Below are 16881 nucleotides of genomic sequence, written 5' to 3' on the forward strand. Positions count from 1 at the left end.
CCGCCTCGGCGATCAGCGTGCCGATATCGGCCTGCGGCGCGGCTGCTTCCGGCCTGTGCTCGGCCGCGGTCTGGGGCTGGCTGACGCGCGGCGCGCGCGTGCCGAAATCAGGGAGAAGATCGAAAAGGGCTGCGGAGGCCATGGTTTACGCCGCGACTTCCTGGGCCGCCCATTTGCGCAGGATCTGCGCTGTGCGTTCCTCGTTGAGGTCGACCATGCGGGCGAGCCGCTCCTGTGGCGCCGGCCTGATCTTCTGGCGTAGGTCATCGAGCGGATTGGCGCCCGGCCGCGAGCCTGGCAAGGCGCCGATGGAGGCGCCCGCATCGGCGGAAGCAGCCGCGTCGGGCGTCGGCAGCGACCGCTGGACTTCATCGAAGTTCGGGCTAGGCAAAGCGGGCGTCGCTTTTGCCGTCAGCGCGGCCGCCATCGGCCGCAGGCCGAAGAAGGCCACCAGGAACACCACGACGATGAAAGCGCCGGCGTTGATGAGCGTGCCGGCGTGCTGGCCGATGGAATCCAGCATACCAGCCTGCGGGAGCGCTTCGCCGTCGAGCCCGTCGATGAATTCGACCGCCGAGACGTCGATGACGTCGCCACGCTTGTCGTCGAGGCCGGTGGCCGACGTCACCATCTTCTGGATCTCGGCGACGCGCTTGGCGATCTGCTCCGGCGTCGCGTCCTTGCCCAGGATCGCCTTCAGCCGGTCCTGGTTGACGACGACCGCGATCGACATCTTGGTGACGGTGTAGCCGTTGGAGACGGTGGCGATCTTCTTGGAGTTGATCTCGTAGTTGGTGATCTCTTCCTTGCGGTCGTTCGCCGAGGTCGTTTGCGGACCCTCGGTGCTGGTCGCCTGGGTCTCCGGCAGGTTCTGCTCGACGCTGGCCGGGGTCGAGGCCTGCTTCTGGTTGCTGTTCTCATTGGCGCGCACCGACTGCACCGAGCGTTCGACGCGCGAGTTCGGATCGAAAATGGTTTCTTCCGTCTGGCGGGTGTCGGTGTTGACCTCGGCCTTGACGCTGGCGCGGAAATTGTCAGGCCCGAGATAGGGCGCCAGCGCGCGGCGGATGTTGTCGCCGAGCTGCGCCTCGACCGTCTGCTCGACGCCAAGCGTGCGGGCCGCACTGGTGTTGGAGGGATCGTCGCCGGCGGCCAGCAGGTTGCCGTTGGAATCGAGCACCGTCACCTTGTCGGCCGACAGGCCAGGCACGGCGGCGGCGACGAGATGGCGGATCGACTGGGCGCTTTTCTCGGCGTCGATGCCGGCATAGCGGATGACCACCGATGCCGAAGGCTGCTGTTCGTCGCGACGGAAATTGGCGCGCTCGGACATGACGATGTGGACGCGAGCCGCCTTGATGCCTGATATGGACTGGATGGTGCGGGCGATCTCGCCTTCCAGCGCACGCACGCGGGTGATCTGCTGCATGAACGAGGTCAGGCCCATCGCCCCGACATTGTCGAACAGCTCGTAGCCGGCATTGGCGCTGGTCGGCAGGCCCTTTTCGGCAAGCAGCATGCGCGCCTGCGCCGTGGTGCCGGCCGGCACCAGGACCGAGGTTCCGTCGGCGCCGACGTCGAAGCCGATGCCCGCCTCGCCCAGCACCAGGCCGATCTGGTTCACGTCGGAGCGGTCGAGCCCGACATAGAGCGTGTCGTAGGCCGGGCGGTTGAGGTAGACCGAGGCGATGCCGATGACGCCCATCACCAGAACGGCGATGCCCGCCAGCATGGCGAGGCGCTTCACACCAAAACCGCGGAGATTCGAGATGATGCTCTGGATCTGTTCCGGCACGATAGAGCGACTCCCAACATGATTGTCCGCCGGAACACTAGCCCTCGAAGCTTGTGCGAAAATGAAATCGGGCCGCGCTTACGGCGCGGCCCGCGAATTGAAAGTAGAGTATCGGTCAGCTATGGCTGGACTAACCGTTCTTGAACAGCGACAGGATCGACTGCGAGGAGCTGTTGGCGATCGACAGCGACTGGATGCCGAGTTGTTGCTGAACCTGCAGCGCCTGCAGGCGGGTCGATTCCTTGTTCATGTCGGCATCGACAAGCTGGCCGACGCCGCGGTCGATGGAGTCCATCAAGCTCTGCGTGAAGGTTTTCTGGAGATCGATGCTGCTCTTGGCCGAACCGAGGATAGTTGCCTGGTCGGTCAGCTGGCTCATCACCTTGTCGATCTTACCAACCATCTGCGTGATGATGTCGTCGGTCACGCCTGCTGCCGTGATGTCGAGATTGAAGGCGGAAACGTTGTCGATCCTGGGGACCACCGCACCCGCGGCTGTCTGGCCAGCGGTGTTGGCGGCGATATCCGTGCCACCGCCGGCGATCGCAGCCGCATAGGCTGCATCGTACAGGCCCTGAGCCGCTGCCGTCGAATAGACCGAAGTCTGGCGGTCGAGCGTGCCGTAGTTCTTGACGTCGGTGGCGAGGCCGGAATCGAACAGCTTGGTGCTCTCGATGTTGATGTCGATCGTTCCCAGCGAGATCGCGCCTGACGAGGAGCGGTTGAAAGAGGCGACGATCTTGGCATCAGGCTGAACGCCGTCATTGGGCGCCGCGACCTGCGTTGAGGTCACCGACAGGAAATTCGAGCCGGAGAAGGTAGCGGCATCGGCGAAGGACTTCATCTGAGCCTGAAGGGCGGTGATTTCGGTCTGCGTCTTTGCCTTGGCGGCATCTGTTTGCCCGACGGTGGAAAGCAGCTTGGTCTTGATCTTGCCGATCGTATCCAGCGCATTGTTCATGCCGGTGTAGGCGGTGTCGACTTTCGAGGCGCCGAGACCGAGCGCGTCCTGCACCGTCGACAGCGCCTGGTTGTCCGAACGCATCGTCGTGGCGATCGACCAGTAAGCGGCGTTGTCGGCGGCCTCGGAGACCCTGTAGCCGGTGGAGATGCGGGCCTGTGTGTGCTCAAGCGATTTGCTGGTGGCGTTAAGGCTTTGAAGTGCGGTCAACGCCGCAGCGTTTGTCATGATGCTCGCCAAGAAACTCGCTCCTTTTTCCAGGCCGGTCTTTCTCGAAAGCCGGCATTGCCCTCGCGAGCCGCGGCCCGCCCGTCGATTGCGCCGTCCCGACCGGGGCGATTCGCCAATCCGTTGTAAGCTATGGTTAACCATGACTAGCGTGTTATGGTTAACGGCCTGTTAAAGGCTCGCTTTCGAGGGTTAAGAAACAAGGGTTGCGCGGGGCTGGAGCAAACGCAAAACGGGCCGCGCTTTTGGCGCGGCCCGTTTGTCTTGTCTGGTCTGCTGGGGCGATCAGCCGCGGAAGAGCGACAGGATCGACTGCGACGAGCCGTTGGCGATCGAAAGCGCCTGCACGCCGAGCTGCTGCTGGACCTGCAGGGCCTGGAGGCGGGTCGATTCCTTGTTCATGTCGGCATCGACAAGCTGGCCGACACCACGATCGATGGAGTCCATCAGGCTCTGCGTGAAGGTCTTCTGCAGGTCGATGGAGCTCTTGGCGGCGCCGAGCTTGGTGGCGGCGGTCGTCATGTCCTTGAGCGCGGCGTCGACGACGGTCATCATCTGAGAGATCTGAGCGTCGCTGGCGGCCGTGCCACCTGTGGAGATGGACAGGGTGGCCACCGAATAGGTATCGCCGGCAGCGGGAGCCGCACCAAGGGTCGGGGCCTGTGCAGTGGTGGTTGCAGCGCCAGTGGTGCCGAGGCGGGCCGTGTCGAGGATGCCCTTGGCGGTCGGCGCGGCGCCGGCGTCATAGAGCTTGATGCTTTCGACGTTGATATCGATCGTCGAGAGCGAAACCGCTCCGGTGGAGCTGCGGTTGAAGGCCGAAACGACCTTGACGTCGGCGGCCGTGCCCGAAGCGGTGGACACCGACAGCATGTTGGTGCCGGAGAACGTCGCGGAATCGGCGTAACCCTTCAGCTGTGCTTGAAGGGCGGCGATTTCGACCTGGGTCTTTTCCTTGGCTGCGTCGGTCTGACCGTAGGACCCGGTCAGCTTCTGCTGGATCGCGTTGATGGTGGTGATGGCGCTGTTCATGCCGGTGTAGGCGGTGTCGACTTTCGAAGCGCCGAGGCCGAGCGAGTCCGAGACGGTGGACATGGCCTGGTTGTCGGAGCGCATCGTGGTGGCGATCGACCAGTAGGCGGCGTTGTCCGAGGCCTGAGAAACGCGATAGCCCGTGGAGATGCGGGCCTGGGTGGTGGAGAGGTTGTTCTGGGTGGCGTTGAGGCTCTGCAGGGCCGTCAATGCGGCGCTGTTCGTCATGATACTCGACATGGCTACTCTTACCTTGTTTTTACAGGTCTTTTTGACATACCGGCATGTCCGGTATGACGGAGCGGCATCATGCCAATGACCGTTGCGTTTGGGTCACCCGCCATCTGCGAGCGACTATGGCGGCGAGTTCCTACCAAAGGGCTAAATCGGACGGTTAATCGAAAATAATTCGAGAAATAATCGACCATGTCCGGGGCACTGCCCGGTTCTGTCGGGCAGATGCGGTTTCGGGCCGGGAACGCGAGGTCAGGTGAAGGAGCGCACCAGACTGCCGACCAGCAGGTTCCAGCCGTCGATCAGGACAAAGAACAGGATCTTGAACGGCAGTGACACAACGGTGGGCGGTAGCATCATCATGCCCATCGCCATGGTGATTGTAGCGACGATCAGGTCGATGACCAGGAATGGCAGCACGATGAGGAAGCCGATCTCGAAGCCGCGGCGGATCTCGGAGATCATGAAGGCGGGCACCAGGATGCGCAGGTCGACCGTCTCCTTGGCAACGACCTGGCCGCGCTCGCGGGCTAGATCGGCGAAAAGGTCGAAATCCTTGTCGCGCACATTGTGCAGCATGAAGGTGCGGAACGGATCCGAGATCTTCTCGAAGGCCTCCGTCTGGCTGATCTGGTTGTCCATCAACGGCTTGACGCCGGTGTTCCAGGCCTGATCGAAGGTCGGCGCCATGACATAGAAGGTCATGAACAGCGACAGCGAAATGAGAATGAGGTTCGCCGGTGTCGACTGCAGGCCGATGCCGGCGCGCAGGATCGAGAAGGCGATGACGAAACGGGTGAAGCTGGTCACCATGATCAGCAACCCGGGCGCCACCGACAGCACGGTCAGCAGGCCGAACATCTGGATGATGTAGCCGACGGTGGTGCCGTCGGCCTTGCCGATGCCGCCCAGGTCCAGCTGCTGCGCCGCCGCGACGGAGGTGGCGGCGCCGATCAGCGCCGCGGCGAGAAGGAACTTCTTCATTCGAGCAGCAATGTCCTGATGAGAACCTGTTTGGCGTGCCCCTGGCTGCGGATCGAGGCGCGTTCCTCGATATCGGCTTTCAGGTGCTGGTAACCGCTCGCGCCCTCGACCTGGTGCATCTTCAGCGTACGCACGAAGGCCAGAAGGTCCTGATGGATGTCCTCCGTCATCGCCGGCGGCTGCGGCGCGTCGTAGACCACGGATACTTCCATCCTGATCCAGGTGTCGGCGGGTGAGGCGATATTGGTGGTGATCGGCGCGAGCGTGACAAGCGTCGGTCCCGTGCCAGGCTGCTGCGCAGCAGCGGGTTCGGCGACCTTGCCCTGATTTTCAGGTGCGGCCGGCACCGATGACGGTCCGCCGGCGCCCTTGAGATAGCCGCCGGACATCCAGCCCATGCCGATGGCGGCGGCCGTCACCACCAGCAGCATGACGCCCTGAATCACGAGGGATGGACCCTTGCGAGGCTGGAGTTGTTCGACATTGGCCACGGCGCCTTGTTCTCCAATCCCTAGAACGGAAGAACCTGGTCGAGAACCTGCTGGCCATAGGCCGGCTGCTGGATCTCGGTGATGCGGCCGCGCCCGCCATAAGAAATGCGCGCCTCCGCGATGCGTTCGTAGGGGATCGTGTTCTCGGCGCCAATATCGGCCGGCCGCACGATGCCGGCGATGGTCAGAACCCTCAGCTCGGCGTTGACGCGCACTTCCTGCGACCCCGTGATCATCAGATTGCCGTTCGGCAAGACATCGGTGACGATAGCCGCGACGTTGAGTTCAAGCGTTTCCGATCGCTTTATCTCGCCATCGGCCGTAGTGTCCGTGGCGGAGTTGAGCGTGCCAGCACCCTTGCCGGCGGTGCTCAACTTGTCCCATTGGGCGCTGATGTCGAAGCCGAGCTTGCGGTTGGCGGTGCGGCTCCTGTCATTCTGGTTCTTGAAATTGGCGCGGTCGTTGATCTTGATCTTGACGGTCAGGATGTCGCCCTGCGAGAGCGCGCGGGGATCGGTGAAGAGGCGGCTCTGGCGATCGTCCCACAGCGAGAACTTCTTCACCGGTGCCCGAGGCGGCTCGGGGTATTTATACAGGGAAGACGTGTTGCCGCCGTCAATGCCCGAGCCAACCGGCGACAGCGACGGTTCCTTGCCGACTTCCCTGAGGTTGGTGCCGCAGCCGGACAACACTGCCACCGCGCACAGGATGAGCGTTCTGCGGATCATGACGGATCTACCCTTCGGGCTGCGCTGGCCATGATGCCGGTGAGCGTCGCCGCCGCCTTCTGGTCCATTTCGTTGAGAATGACACTGGCCTTGCGTGAATCGAGCTTCATCAGGATGGCCGCGGCCAGATCGGCGTTGACAATCGCCAGGCGTTCGGCCGCCGCATCGGGCTTCATGCCGGCATAGATCTTGACGACGCCGTCCTCGGCCCGGGCCAGGAACACTTCACGCCGCTTCAGCCAGGTCTCGTATTCGGCCTTCTTGGCATCCAGCGCTTTCATGCGCTCGTCGATGCCGGCCTGCAGCTGCTTCAATTCCTCGGCCTGCAAGGCATAGCGACGGTCGCGGGCGGCATCGGCGATGTTGGAGCAAAAGCGCTCGATCTCGCTCTGGTCGGGCGCCTTCTCCCGCGCCAGTTGCTGCGGTGCCACCGCGGGCTGCGCTCCGGGCAGAACCTGGCGAACGACGTCCTCGCCATGTGCGCCGCCGGTGGCGACGGCCATGGCCGCGAGAGCCGCGGCCGCGAACTGGATTGCGCGGGAGGAACGCCTTTCGTGGGATGAGAGTGAGGGGATCATCGGCATCGCCTATTGGAGAACCAGATCGGCTTGCAGGGCGCCGGCCGACTTGATGCCTTGCAGGATGGCAATGATGCCGTCCGGCTTGACGCCGAGGCGGTTGAGGCCGGAAACGAGGGTTTGCAGGTCGGGGCCGTCAAGCACCGCGACGCGGGCATCGGGCCGGTTGGCGTCGATGGCGGTGAACGGCTCGACAGCGGTTTCGCCCTTGGAGAAAGGCTCGGGCTGCACGACGCGCGGCGCTTCGGTGATGCGCACCGTCAGCGTGCCGTGGCTGATGGCGACACGCGAGATCTTGACGTCGTTGCCGATGACGATGGTGCCGGTGCGCTCGTCGATGACGACGCGGGCCGGCGTATCGGATTCGACCACCAGGTTTTCGATCTCCGCATAGAAGCGGGCGGCCGAAACGCCCTTTGGCCTTCTGATCTGCACGGTGCGGGAATCGCGCTCGCCCGCCACACGCATGCCGAAGCGCTGGCTGGTATAGTCGTTGATCGCGTCGGCGATCCGGATGGCGGTCGAGAAATCGGGATTGCGCAATTGAAGCGTCAGCGTCGACTGGTCGTCGAACTCGGCCTTCACCGAACGCTCGACGATGGCGCCGTTCGGCACCCGGCCAGCGGTCGGCACGCCTTGTGTCAATTGCTCGGCCTGGCCCTTGGCGGTGAAGCCGGAAACGATGACCGCACCCTGGCCGACGGCGTAAATCTCGCCATCCGCCGCCTTCAGCGGCGTCATGATCAGCGTGCCGCCGGCAAGCGAGGTGGCGTCGCCCATCGAGGAGACGTCGATGTCGATGCGGGCGCCCGACTGCACATAGGGCGGCATGTTGGCGGTGACGATGACGGCGGCGACGTTCTTGGCGCGCGCGCTGCCGCCTTCGGTGGCGATGCCGAGATTTTCCAGCATGGCGCGGATCGACTGCTCGGTGAACGGCGAATTGCGCAAGCTGTCGCCCGAGCCGGCGAGGCCGATGACCAGGCCGTAGCCGACCAGCTGATTGTCGCGCGAACTCTGCAGCTGGGCGATATCCTTGATGCGCGAGGCGACCTGGCCGGGCGGCAGTGAGCTTGGCCCGGGCGAAACGCGGAACATGCGGGTGGTGGTCGCCGGATCATATTCCGGATCGTCGTAGACGCCGCCGTTCTTGGCTGCGAGGTCGCGCTTGGCCTTGGGAGTCAAGCCGTCGGCCAGCGCCGGCTGCAGGCCGAGCGTGGCCGCGAGCAGAAGGGCAAGCAGGCGCATCATGAAGCGCTGACCTGGATGGTTCCGTCGGCCATCACCGTGCCGGAGAGGATCTTGCCGCTGTCGCTGTTGCGAACCTTGATGATGTCGCCGGCCGAACCTGGCTGCAAGGTCACCGCGGTGGCCGATATCGTCAGTCCGCCGGCGATGAAGAAGACCTGCACGGCAGCACCCTGTTCGACCAGCCAGGCCTCGCGGATGGCGGCGGTCGGGATGTAGCGGCCGGGAAGTAGCGTGCGCTTGGCGACCTTGCCTTGAAGCTCCTCGGCGCGGGTCGCCATCGCATCGGGCTTGTGCTTGCCCGGGATGAGGGTCACCTGTTTCAGGGCGGCGAGTTCGATGGTCTCGCCGGGATAGATGACGCGGCTGGGGATCAGCACGACCTCGCCGGCAGGCTGATTGCTGGCGATCTGCGCTGCCGATTGATTTGTCGATTCCTGGGCGAAAGCCGGCGCGCCGCCGGCCACCAGCGCAAGGATAAGCGCGGTGCGGCGGAACGCGGAGCAGGAGATCGGCATGGCCATGATCCCTTACCTGATGTTCTTGGAGACGACCGAGGCCATGTCGTCGGCGGCCTGGATCACCTTGGAATTCATCTCATAGGCGCGCTGCGCTGAGATCAGCTCGGTGATTTCCTTGACCGGATCGACGTTGGAGGCCTCGAGATAGCCCTGCTGGATAGTGGCGAAGCCGGGATCGCCGGGCACGCCGGCATTGGCCGGGCCCGAGGCCGTCGTCTCCTGGAACAGATTGTCGCCGAGCGGCGCGAGGCCCGCCTCGTTGGCGAAGTTGACGATCTGGAGCTGGCCGAGGTTCTGCAGGTCGGTCTGGCCGCCGATGCGGGCAAATACCTGACCGGTCTTGTTGACGATCACCTCGACCGCATCGGTCGGCACGGTGATGGCCGGAATGACATTGGCGCCATCCACCGTCACCAGCTGGCCGGTGGCGTTGGTGTTGAAGGCGCCGGCGCGGGTGTAGAGCGTGCCGCCATCGGCGCCCTCGATCTGGAACCAGCCCCTGCCGGTCAGCGCCATGTCGAAACTGTTGCCGGTGCTGGTCAGTTCGCCCTGGGTGTGCACGTTTCGCACGGCCGTCGTCTTGACGCCGAGACCGATCGAAACGCCTTCCGGCACCAGCGAGGCGTTGGAGCGGTTGGGTACGCCTTGCGTGCGGTCGACCTGGTAGAGCAGGTCGGAGAATTCGGCGCGCGCCCGCTTGTAGCCGGTGGTGTTGATGTTGGCGATGTTGTTGGCGATGACTTCCAGATTTGTCTGCTGCGCATTCATGCCGGTGGCGGCGATGGAAAGTGCTTTCATGACCTACTCCTCAGATACCCATGCGACTGACTTCGAGGTAGGCCGAAACGACCTTGTCGCGGATGGCGACGGCGGTCTGAAGCGCCTGCTGCGCGCTCATCACGGCATCGACGACCTGGCGGGTGTCGGCATCGCCCTTGAGCGCCTGGAGCGACACCTGTTCGGCATTCTGCAGCGTGTTGACGGTCTTGGAGGCTGCCTGGCTCACCGCTTCGGCAAAGGAGGTGCCAAGGTTGCCTGATGTCGCTGGCGCGACACCGCCCTGCAGCAGGTCGGTCGCCGTATCGCCCAGCCCGGGCTTCAGGTTGAGCGCGCCGATGCCGTTCACGATCATTGGTTCCTCATCAGATCGATGGTCATTGAAATGAGATCGCGCGCCTGCTTCACGACCTGCAGGTTGGCCTCGTAGGAGCGGTTGGCTTCGGTCATGTCGGCCATTTCGATCAGCACGTTGACATTGGGCATCTTGACGTAGCCCTTCTCGTCGGCGGCCTCGTTGCCGGGCTGGAATTCGATGGGGAAGACACTGGGATCGCGTTCGATCGAATTCACTTCAACCGTCGAGGCGCCGGATGCCCGGTCAAGCTCGGAGACGAAGGTGATGGTCTTGCGGCGATAGGGGTCGGCGCCGGGCGTCGTGCCGGTCGACTGGGCATTGGCGAGGTTTTCAGAAACTACGCGCAGGCGCTCGGACTGGGCGCCGAGGCCGGATGCTGCGACTTTCAGGGCTGCGGTCAGTGCGTCCATGGTCAGCTCTTCACCGCCATCATCATCATCGAGTGGAAAGCCTTGACGATCGCCGTGTTGAGCTCGAAGGAACGGCGCACCTCGCCGGCCTTGAGAAGCTGGTCCTCAAGCACGACGGTGTTCTTGGACGGCATGACCACGCCGTCATCTTCCTGCGGCTTGATGGTGAAGCCGGCATTGGTCGCCGCGCTGCCGAGATGGCCGGCCTCGGTGGTCCGCAACGATACCGCCGTGCGGTCGAGAACCTTCTCGAAGGGCTCGACATCGTTTGCCGTATAGCCCGGCGTGTTGGCGTTGGCGATGTTGCCGGCGATCGCCGACTGGCGCACGGAAAGCCACTGCGCTTGCTTGGCGGCGAGATCGAAAAGGGAAACGGGCTCCATGGGAATCTCCGGGCATGTGCCCAAAGACTAGGCCGCCAGTCTTGCGCGGACCTTGCGGGCGGCCGCTACCTGGAAAGCTGGATCAACTGGTTGGTGCTGGTCAGCATGACCCATTTGCCGTTGCGCTGCTCGATCGACGAGACCGTGCTCGAGTCCGGCAGTATCGAGCCGCGCTGAACGATCCACAGGCCGGTGTCGTCCTCGATCATGGCACGGCCGTTGGCGACATGGACCATGCGGAATTTCGCGACGTCGGCCGGGAAGGGCTGGTCTCCGGGCGGCTGCGCCGGGGTGGCGTCATCCTGCACCGTTCCGGTGGCGAGCAGGTCGATGCTGGTGTTGGGGAGGTCCTTGGCCGTCAGCGGCGCGCTGCGCGAGGTCACCACGCCGCCACCCTCGCGTCCCGAATTGGTGCCGGTGCCGCCAAACTTGATCGCCTGGACGCCGAACTGCTCCTGGTTGAAGAAGATGTACCAGGGGAACAGGGCGCAGATCAGGCCGAGCGTGACGCCGAGCGCGGCGATGACGAAGTCGCTGCGCCGGTCCGCCTTCTTGTCCAATCTTGGAAATTGCGCCTTTGGCGGTTGCGGCCATTCGGTGACAGGAAACAGGCCATCGATCAGCGATTCGCGGCTTGCCTGCGTGATCTCGGCAGCCTCGACGCGGGGAACCACAGGCGCGACCGGCGCGGCAGCCCGAGCCACAGGCTCGGATCGGGATAGGACCGGCTTGACGGCTCTGGCCAGAACAGCCGCGGTCTTGGCTGCGATGGCGCTGGCGGCCTTCGCCTTGGCCCTCCTCTCCTCCTCGGCTCGCGCTTCCTCGGCGGCGTTCGCCGCGGCGATCATCTCATTCAGGATGCGCTCGGTGTACTGGCGTTCAGTCTCCTGATTCGGCATTCAGCTTTCCCTTGAGATGGCGGGCGAGATCGGAGAACGGATCGGCCGAGGGGCGGTCCCTGGGCTGTTGCGTCAGCGCCTCGTAGATCAGCGGCACCTGGCGCACGGCGATGTCGAGCTCGGCGTCGGCGCCGCCCTGATAGGCGCCGAGCAGGCGGATGTCGCGCGTGTCCTCGAAGCGGGCGATCATCGACTTCAGCCGCGTCACCAAAGCGCGCTGTTCGACGCTCCAAGCCTTGCCGGCCAGGCGCGATATGGATGACAGCGGATTGACCGGCGGATAGCGACCCTGTTCGGCGATCGCGCGGTCGAGCACGACATGGCCGTCGAGGATGCCGCGCACGGAATCGGCGACCGGATCGTTGTGGTCGTCGCCGTCGACCAGCACGGAAATGATGGCGGTAATCGACCCCTTGCCTTCGGCCCCCGGTCCGGCGCGCTCGAGCAACTTGGGAAGTTCGGTGAAAACCGAGGCGGGATAGCCGCGGGCGACCGGTGGCTCGCCGGTTCCCGTCGCCACCTCGCGCAACGCATGGGCGAAGCGGGTGATCGAATCCAGCACCAGGAGCACGCGTTGGCCTTGGTCGCGAAAGTGCTCGGCGACGCGCATGGCGGTGTCGGGCGCGCGCCGGCGCATCATGGCGCTCTCGTCGCTGGTGGCGACGACGGCCACCGTCTTGGCCATGCTGTCGCCGATCGTGTCCTCGAGGAATTCGCGGACCTCGCGGCCGCGTTCGCCGATCAGCGCGACGACGACGGTGTCGAACGCGTCGGCGCCGGCGAGCATGGCGAGCAGTGTCGACTTGCCGACGCCCGAACCCGCAAAGACGCCCATGCGCTGGCCGAAGCACAGCGGCGTGAAGATGTCGATGACCTTGACGCCGGTCATGAAAGCGGTGCCGACGCGCTGCCGCGCCATGGCGCCTGGCGTCGTGCCGCTGCCCGACAGGTCCTCGCCCCTGATCAGCGGCGGACCGCCATCGATCGCCCGGGTGAGCGCGTCGATGGTGCGGCCGCGCCATGAATCGTGCGGCGCCACCGCGAGCGGACCCCTGCGGAACACGGCATCGCCGATACCGGCATCGGCGCTGCGTTCGAAGGGAGCGATGACGACTTCGTCGCGGCTTATCTTGACGATCTCGCCGCGGCGCGCGCCGGATTGGCCGCGCTGCTCGACGATGTCGCCCAGCCTGGCGAAATCGGAAAGGCCGCGCACCTTGTAGTGCGTGGACGTGACTTCGGTGACGAGACCGCCACGCTTGAGCAGCCCGTCGGAGTTGCTGAAACGCCGAATTACCCGTTCCAGTGCGGCGAGCCGATCTTCGGACGCCGGCGGCACCTGCCTTTCGGGTGCGCGGATGGAGGACCGGTCGAGCGACATGCTACGACTTCGAGGCGAGCGTCTTGATCGCCTCGTCGGTGGAAGAATCCGTCTGCCGCATCAGGGCGGCAGTGTTCTCGAAGGCACGCTGGACCATGATCAGCCGAGTCATCTCCAGCACCGGATTGACGTTGGATTCTTCGACGAAACCCTGGGCGATGCCGACATCGGAGCGGTCGGTGACCGGCTCTGGGGTGCGCGCCGGCACGATGCCGGAATTGCCGTAGCGCACGAAATTCTCGCCCGGGTCGAAATTGTAGAGGCCGATGGAGCCGACAAGCTGGTCGTTCTGCCGGAGCGAGCCGTCGGCGCCGGCCTTGGGCGGACCGTTGCGCGGGTCGAGCTGGATCGGCGCGCCGCCGGCGTCGAGCACCGGATGGCCTTCGATCGACATCAGCTCGCCATTCTCGTTCATCGAGAAGCGGCCGTCGCGGGTCATGACGGTGCCGGCCGGTGTGTCAATGGCGAACCAGGCGTCGCCCTGGATGGCGAAATCGAACGGATTGCCGGTCTCGGTCAGGGACCCGTGTGCGCCCGATAGATAGGTCTTGCCCGACGAGGCGAAGGACACCGATTTCTGCCCGGTGCCCGACACCATATCCTCGAATTTCACGCCGGTGGCGCGAAAGCCGACAGTGTTGGCGTTGGCCACATTGTCCGCGATGGTGTCGAGCCGGCGCTCGAGCGCCATCTGCGCGGAAAGGGCGACGTACAGACTATCCTGCATGATCAGAACTTCAACTTCTGCATGGCCATCATCAGGTCGGTTGAGATGCCCGCCGTGACCGGCTGGGCGAAAAGCACGCTGATCGACGAAACGGCCGTCGAGGTCGGATTGTTGATCTCGTACATGCTGGTGAAGCGGGTCAGGAACTTGCCGAGTTTCACGGGGTCGGTGAAATCCGAAATGTCGAGCTTCTGTTCGAAGAGCTGCGCCTGCTTGTCTATGTCGGCGGTGGCGAAGGAATCGGGGAGCCCGAGCGCGGTGCGCACGACACTGGCAAGAGCGGTGTCGGCAAGCACGTCGTACCAACTGGTGATGTCGGGCGCCTTGCGCTGGAAGTAAAGCGCCAGCCGCACGCCCTCATTGGTCTGGCCGGCATCCTCCTCCAGCGTCTGGCGCATATACTTGTCGACAGTCGGCTGCTGCGCCGGATTGATGGTGGTTGCGGCTTCGCCATACTGCTCGAAGTTGAAGGCCGAGGCCAATGCCGCGTAGGCCGGGTCCTTCTGCTTATTGGCGACGCTGTTGGGGTCGCGCACGCCACCCTGCAGGACCTGTTTGATGAGGTCCTTGTTCTCCGTCGCCGAATCGAGACCGAACGCGGCCAGTGCGTAGGTGTAGAGCCGGCTGTTCGACATCAGGTCGTCGACCGATTTCACCTTGGTGATGTTGGCGAGATAGTAGCTCGTCTCGCCCTTCACATAGTCCGAATTCGGATCAAGGCCGGCGATCTGCGCCTGCGTGGCGTAGTTCTTCGTCACCAGTTGCTGTGCCTTGTTGTAGATGGTGGCGTTGGCGCCATTGGCGGCGAAGTTGAAGGCGCTGACGAACTGGGCGTAGCGCTTGTCGGTCAACTTGTTGGCGAAACTGTTAGGGCTGGTGACGCCTTCCTTGAGCGCCTTGACCATGAAGGCCTTGGCGTAGTCCATGTCCTCCAGCCCGTAGGCCTTCATGGCATATTTGAACAGCCGGTCATTGTTGACGAAATCATCGATCGATTTCACCTTGGTTATGTTGGCCAGGTAATATTTGGTATCGCGATCGACAGTCGGCTGCTGCTCGATGCGGTCGATCGACTTGTTGATGTCCTTGGCAATCAACTGGTAGCTGGTAAAGGTATTGAGCAACGTCATGCCTCCGGCCGAAGCTTAATGTCGCGACAATAACCTCACTTCCTTGCGCGAAACTGAATCGCCCAACATTCGGTTCCGTGGCAGCCCGGATTCAAGCCTCACACAAGGCACGGGGACTATCCCTTGGATCTGTTGTGAAATGCGGAAGGACCTGTCGTGGGCATTCTGATCGGACTTGTGGTGACGCTCGGCTGCGTCCTTGGCGGCTTCATGGCCATGGGCGGGCATCTGCACGTGCTGGTCCAGCCGTGGGAGGCCGTGGTCATCTGTGGCGCCGCACTGGGCACCTTCCTGGTCGCCAACCCGATGAAGACGGTCAAGGATACCGGCAGGGGCATTCTCGAGGCATTCAAGCAGGCGGTGCCGAAGGAGCAGGATTATCTGGAAACGCTCGGCGTCCTGCACAGCCTGATGCGCGAATTGCGCTCGAAGTCGCGCAGCGAAGTCGAGGCGCATATCGACAATCCGGAAGAATCAGCCATCTTCCAGGCCTTTCCGACGGTGCTCAAGAATCACGATCTGATGAATTTCATCTGCGACTACTGCCGCATCATCATCATCGGCAATGCCCGCTCGCACGAGATCGAGGCGCTGATGGACGAGGAGATCCAGACCATCAAGTCCGACAAGATGAAGGCCTATCACGCGCTGGTCGCGGTCGGCGACGGCCTGCCGGCGCTGGGCATCGTCGCCGCCGTGCTTGGCGTGGTCAAGGCGATGGGCGCGCTCGACCAGTCGCCGGAGATCCTCGGCGGCCTGATCGGCGCGGCTCTTGTCGGCACCTTCCTCGGCATCTTCCTGTCCTACGCCGTGGTCGGGCCTGTCGCCACCAAGATCAAGACGGTGCGCGAGAAGAAGAACCGCCTCTACATCATCGTCAAGCAGACGCTGCTTGCCTACATGAACGGCGCGCTGCCGCAGGTGGCGATCGAATTCGGCCGCAAGACCATCTCGTCCTATGAGCGGCCGACCATCGACGCGGTCGAGCAGAGCACGATGAACACCGGCGGCGCCGAGAAGAAGGCCGCTTGAGCGATGCACGACAGATCGGTGCTGACACGATCATGACCAGCCCAGGCAGCCCCGCGCAAGCGCGCTCGCTGATCATCGAGCGCCTGGTCGGCGACAGCGGCGAGGCCGATCAGGTCATCGACGCCGGCCGCGCCATGGCCGAACGCACCGTGCCGCTGCTGCAGAAGGGCCTTTCCGGCGAGCTCGGCGTTCCCGTCATCGTCGACCTCAAGGCCGTCGAGGTCAGCCGCGTCCCCGAGGCGCGTTCGCGCGCCGGCGATAATTTCGCCATGACAGTCGTTGGTTCGCCGGCATCCTCGGATGCGATGACGCTCGTCATCGACGCCGCGGCGATCGCGATCATGGTCTCGACGCTGTTTGGCGGCGATCCGGATATGCCGGCGTCGCCGATCGAGCGCGACCTGTCGCCGATCGAGGCCGATGTCTCGACCATGGTGTTCCAGGAGGTGGCGCAGGCGCTGAACGGATCCGGGCGGCGCTCGCTCGACCTGCGGCTGCCCGTGCCGCGGGCGATGTCGGGTACCGAGGCGAAACGGCATGTGCTGCGCGACGGTGCTGCCATCCGCATCGTCCTTGGCATCTCGACGCCGGTCGACAGCGGCTCCATCACGGTGACCATGCCGCAGCGTGTCGTCCTTGCCGGCCGCGACGACACGGCGGGCGTCGGCGAGGACGATCATGGCACCAGTTGGCGCGCACGCTTCTCGGAAGAGGTGATGCGCTCGACGGTGGCGCTCGAAGCCACCATGCCGCTGACGCGGCTGACGCTAGGCGACCTCGCCAATCTGGAACCGGGCCAGGTCATCGACTTCGACGAAACGGCGCAATCCAGGGCTCGCCTCAGCGCGCGCGGCCAGACGCTGTTCGTATGCGAGTTCGGCAAACTGGGGCAGAATTACACCGTCCGAATCAAGCATCCCTTCGATGCCGGGCAGGATTTCATCGATGGGCTCATGCCGGCTGGTGCCGGGCGCGCCTGAGCTT

At 64.1% G+C, this 16881-nt stretch carries 19 protein-coding genes; 2 read left to right on the top strand and 17 right to left on the bottom strand.

The window, feature by feature from the left end; genetic code table 11:
- Positions 1-145: 145 nt before the first annotated feature.
- The 17 genes from fliF to C1D09_RS30720 all read right to left on the bottom strand — a co-directional run bounded on the left by fliF (position 146) and on the right by C1D09_RS30720 (position 14865).
- Positions 146-1795: a flagellar basal-body MS-ring/collar protein FliF gene (gene fliF, locus C1D09_RS30640; protein WP_143977689.1), complete on the bottom strand. Its 1650-nt coding sequence runs from the start codon at positions 1793-1795 to the stop codon at positions 146-148.
- Between the two features lie 130 nt (positions 1796-1925).
- The gene (locus C1D09_RS30645; RefSeq protein WP_143977690.1) at positions 1926-2996 is read right to left on the bottom strand and encodes a flagellin N-terminal helical domain-containing protein; all 1071 of its coding nucleotides are present in this window, start codon (positions 2994-2996) and stop codon (positions 1926-1928) included.
- A gap of 273 nt (positions 2997-3269) precedes the next feature.
- Complete coding sequence (locus C1D09_RS30650; protein WP_143977691.1) at positions 3270-4256, bottom strand: flagellin N-terminal helical domain-containing protein; 987 nt, start codon at positions 4254-4256, stop codon at positions 3270-3272.
- 246 nt (positions 4257-4502) lie between these two features.
- A complete protein-coding gene (gene fliP / locus C1D09_RS30655) occupies positions 4503-5234 on the bottom strand; it encodes a flagellar type III secretion system pore protein FliP (protein WP_019860957.1) in 732 nt (243 codons plus the stop codon).
- Positions 5231-5725, bottom strand: a complete 495-nt coding sequence (locus C1D09_RS30660) for a flagellar basal body-associated FliL family protein (RefSeq protein ID WP_143977692.1) — start codon at positions 5723-5725, stop codon at positions 5231-5233. Before C1D09_RS30660 ends, fliP begins: the two co-directional genes overlap by 4 nt.
- 20 nt (positions 5726-5745) lie before the next feature.
- On the bottom strand, positions 5746-6453 hold the full coding sequence (flgH, locus tag C1D09_RS30665; protein ID WP_143977693.1) for a flagellar basal body L-ring protein FlgH: 708 nt from the start codon (positions 6451-6453) through the stop codon (positions 5746-5748).
- Positions 6450-7037, bottom strand: coding sequence for a MotE family protein (locus C1D09_RS30670; RefSeq protein ID WP_167514820.1), 588 nt, complete (start codon positions 7035-7037; stop codon positions 6450-6452). The genes flgH and C1D09_RS30670 overlap by 4 nt, the downstream gene beginning before the upstream one ends.
- 3 nt (positions 7038-7040) lie before the next feature.
- On the bottom strand, positions 7041-8282 hold the full coding sequence (locus tag C1D09_RS30675) for a flagellar basal body P-ring protein FlgI (RefSeq protein ID WP_143977695.1): 1242 nt from the start codon (positions 8280-8282) through the stop codon (positions 7041-7043).
- Positions 8279-8803, bottom strand: a complete 525-nt coding sequence (gene flgA, locus C1D09_RS30680; RefSeq protein WP_167514821.1) for a flagellar basal body P-ring formation chaperone FlgA — start codon at positions 8801-8803, stop codon at positions 8279-8281. The genes C1D09_RS30675 and flgA overlap by 4 nt, the downstream gene beginning before the upstream one ends.
- 6 nt (positions 8804-8809) lie before the next feature.
- Positions 8810-9598 carry a flagellar basal-body rod protein FlgG gene (flgG, locus tag C1D09_RS30685; RefSeq protein WP_143977697.1) on the bottom strand — a complete coding sequence of 263 codons (789 nt, stop codon included), beginning with the start codon at positions 9596-9598 and terminating at the stop codon, positions 8810-8812.
- A 10-nt stretch (positions 9599-9608) separates the two neighbouring features.
- Complete coding sequence (gene fliE / locus C1D09_RS30690) at positions 9609-9932, bottom strand: flagellar hook-basal body complex protein FliE (RefSeq protein ID WP_019860949.1); 324 nt, start codon at positions 9930-9932, stop codon at positions 9609-9611.
- Positions 9929-10345, bottom strand: coding sequence for a flagellar basal body rod protein FlgC (gene flgC, locus C1D09_RS30695; protein WP_143977698.1), 417 nt, complete (start codon positions 10343-10345; stop codon positions 9929-9931). Before flgC ends, fliE begins: the two co-directional genes overlap by 4 nt.
- A gap of 2 nt (positions 10346-10347) precedes the next feature.
- Complete coding sequence (flgB, locus tag C1D09_RS30700; RefSeq protein WP_143977699.1) at positions 10348-10728, bottom strand: flagellar basal body rod protein FlgB; 381 nt, start codon at positions 10726-10728, stop codon at positions 10348-10350.
- A 65-nt stretch (positions 10729-10793) separates the two neighbouring features.
- Positions 10794-11627 (bottom strand): hypothetical protein, encoded by an 834-nt coding sequence (locus C1D09_RS30705; protein WP_143977700.1) that lies wholly within the window; start codon positions 11625-11627, stop codon positions 10794-10796.
- Positions 11608-13008, bottom strand: a complete 1401-nt coding sequence (fliI, locus tag C1D09_RS30710) for a flagellar protein export ATPase FliI (protein ID WP_143977701.1) — start codon at positions 13006-13008, stop codon at positions 11608-11610. Before fliI ends, C1D09_RS30705 begins: the two co-directional genes overlap by 20 nt.
- A gap of 1 nt (position 13009) precedes the next feature.
- Positions 13010-13735 (bottom strand): flagellar basal-body rod protein FlgF, encoded by a 726-nt coding sequence (flgF, locus tag C1D09_RS30715; protein WP_143977702.1) that lies wholly within the window; start codon positions 13733-13735, stop codon positions 13010-13012.
- 2 nt (positions 13736-13737) lie between these two features.
- The gene (locus C1D09_RS30720; protein WP_425463435.1) at positions 13738-14865 is read right to left on the bottom strand and encodes a DUF1217 domain-containing protein; all 1128 of its coding nucleotides are present in this window, start codon (positions 14863-14865) and stop codon (positions 13738-13740) included.
- 156 nt (positions 14866-15021) lie between these two features.
- Between C1D09_RS30720 and motA the strand changes: the two genes are divergently transcribed.
- A complete protein-coding gene (gene motA / locus C1D09_RS30725) occupies positions 15022-15897 on the top strand; it encodes a flagellar motor stator protein MotA (protein ID WP_019860941.1) in 876 nt (291 codons plus the stop codon).
- Positions 15898-15929: 32 nt separating this feature from the next.
- Positions 15930-16877 (top strand): FliM/FliN family flagellar motor switch protein, encoded by a 948-nt coding sequence (locus C1D09_RS30730; RefSeq protein ID WP_143977721.1) that lies wholly within the window; start codon positions 15930-15932, stop codon positions 16875-16877.
- Positions 16878-16881 lie beyond the last annotated feature (4 nt).

The sequence above is a fragment of the Mesorhizobium intechi genome (genome assembly GCF_002879535.1).
GTDB classification, from domain to species: Bacteria; Pseudomonadota; Alphaproteobacteria; order Rhizobiales; family Rhizobiaceae; genus Mesorhizobium; species Mesorhizobium intechi.

Excerpts from the sequence above, each read along its gene's own strand:
- flgB (WP_143977699.1), bottom strand. The coding sequence starts at position 10,728 with ATGGAGCCCGTTTCCCTTTTCGATCTCGCCGCCAAGCAAGCGCAGTGG.
- flgA (WP_167514821.1), bottom strand. The coding sequence starts at position 8,803 with ATGGCCATGCCGATCTCCTGCTCCGCGTTCCGCCGCACCGCGCTTATC.
- C1D09_RS30675 (WP_143977695.1), bottom strand. The coding sequence starts at position 8,282 with ATGATGCGCCTGCTTGCCCTTCTGCTCGCGGCCACGCTCGGCCTGCAG.
- C1D09_RS30720 (WP_425463435.1), bottom strand. The coding sequence starts at position 14,865 with ATGACGTTGCTCAATACCTTTACCAGCTACCAGTTGATTGCCAAGGAC.
- C1D09_RS30650 (WP_143977691.1), bottom strand. The coding sequence starts at position 4,256 with ATGTCGAGTATCATGACGAACAGCGCCGCATTGACGGCCCTGCAGAGC.
- flgF (WP_143977702.1), bottom strand. The coding sequence starts at position 13,735 with ATGCAGGATAGTCTGTACGTCGCCCTTTCCGCGCAGATGGCGCTCGAG.
- C1D09_RS30670 (WP_167514820.1), bottom strand. The coding sequence starts at position 7,037 with ATGCCGATGATCCCCTCACTCTCATCCCACGAAAGGCGTTCCTCCCGC.
- flgC (WP_143977698.1), bottom strand. The coding sequence starts at position 10,345 with ATGGACGCACTGACCGCAGCCCTGAAAGTCGCAGCATCCGGCCTCGGC.
- C1D09_RS30730 (WP_143977721.1), top strand. The coding sequence starts at position 15,930 with ATGACCAGCCCAGGCAGCCCCGCGCAAGCGCGCTCGCTGATCATCGAG.
- flgG (WP_143977697.1), bottom strand. The coding sequence starts at position 9,598 with ATGAAAGCACTTTCCATCGCCGCCACCGGCATGAATGCGCAGCAGACA.
- fliP (WP_019860957.1), bottom strand. The coding sequence starts at position 5,234 with ATGAAGAAGTTCCTTCTCGCCGCGGCGCTGATCGGCGCCGCCACCTCC.
- fliE (WP_019860949.1), bottom strand. The coding sequence starts at position 9,932 with ATGATCGTGAACGGCATCGGCGCGCTCAACCTGAAGCCCGGGCTGGGC.
- fliI (WP_143977701.1), bottom strand. The coding sequence starts at position 13,008 with ATGTCGCTCGACCGGTCCTCCATCCGCGCACCCGAAAGGCAGGTGCCG.
- C1D09_RS30705 (WP_143977700.1), bottom strand. The coding sequence starts at position 11,627 with ATGCCGAATCAGGAGACTGAACGCCAGTACACCGAGCGCATCCTGAAT.
- flgH (WP_143977693.1), bottom strand. The coding sequence starts at position 6,453 with ATGATCCGCAGAACGCTCATCCTGTGCGCGGTGGCAGTGTTGTCCGGC.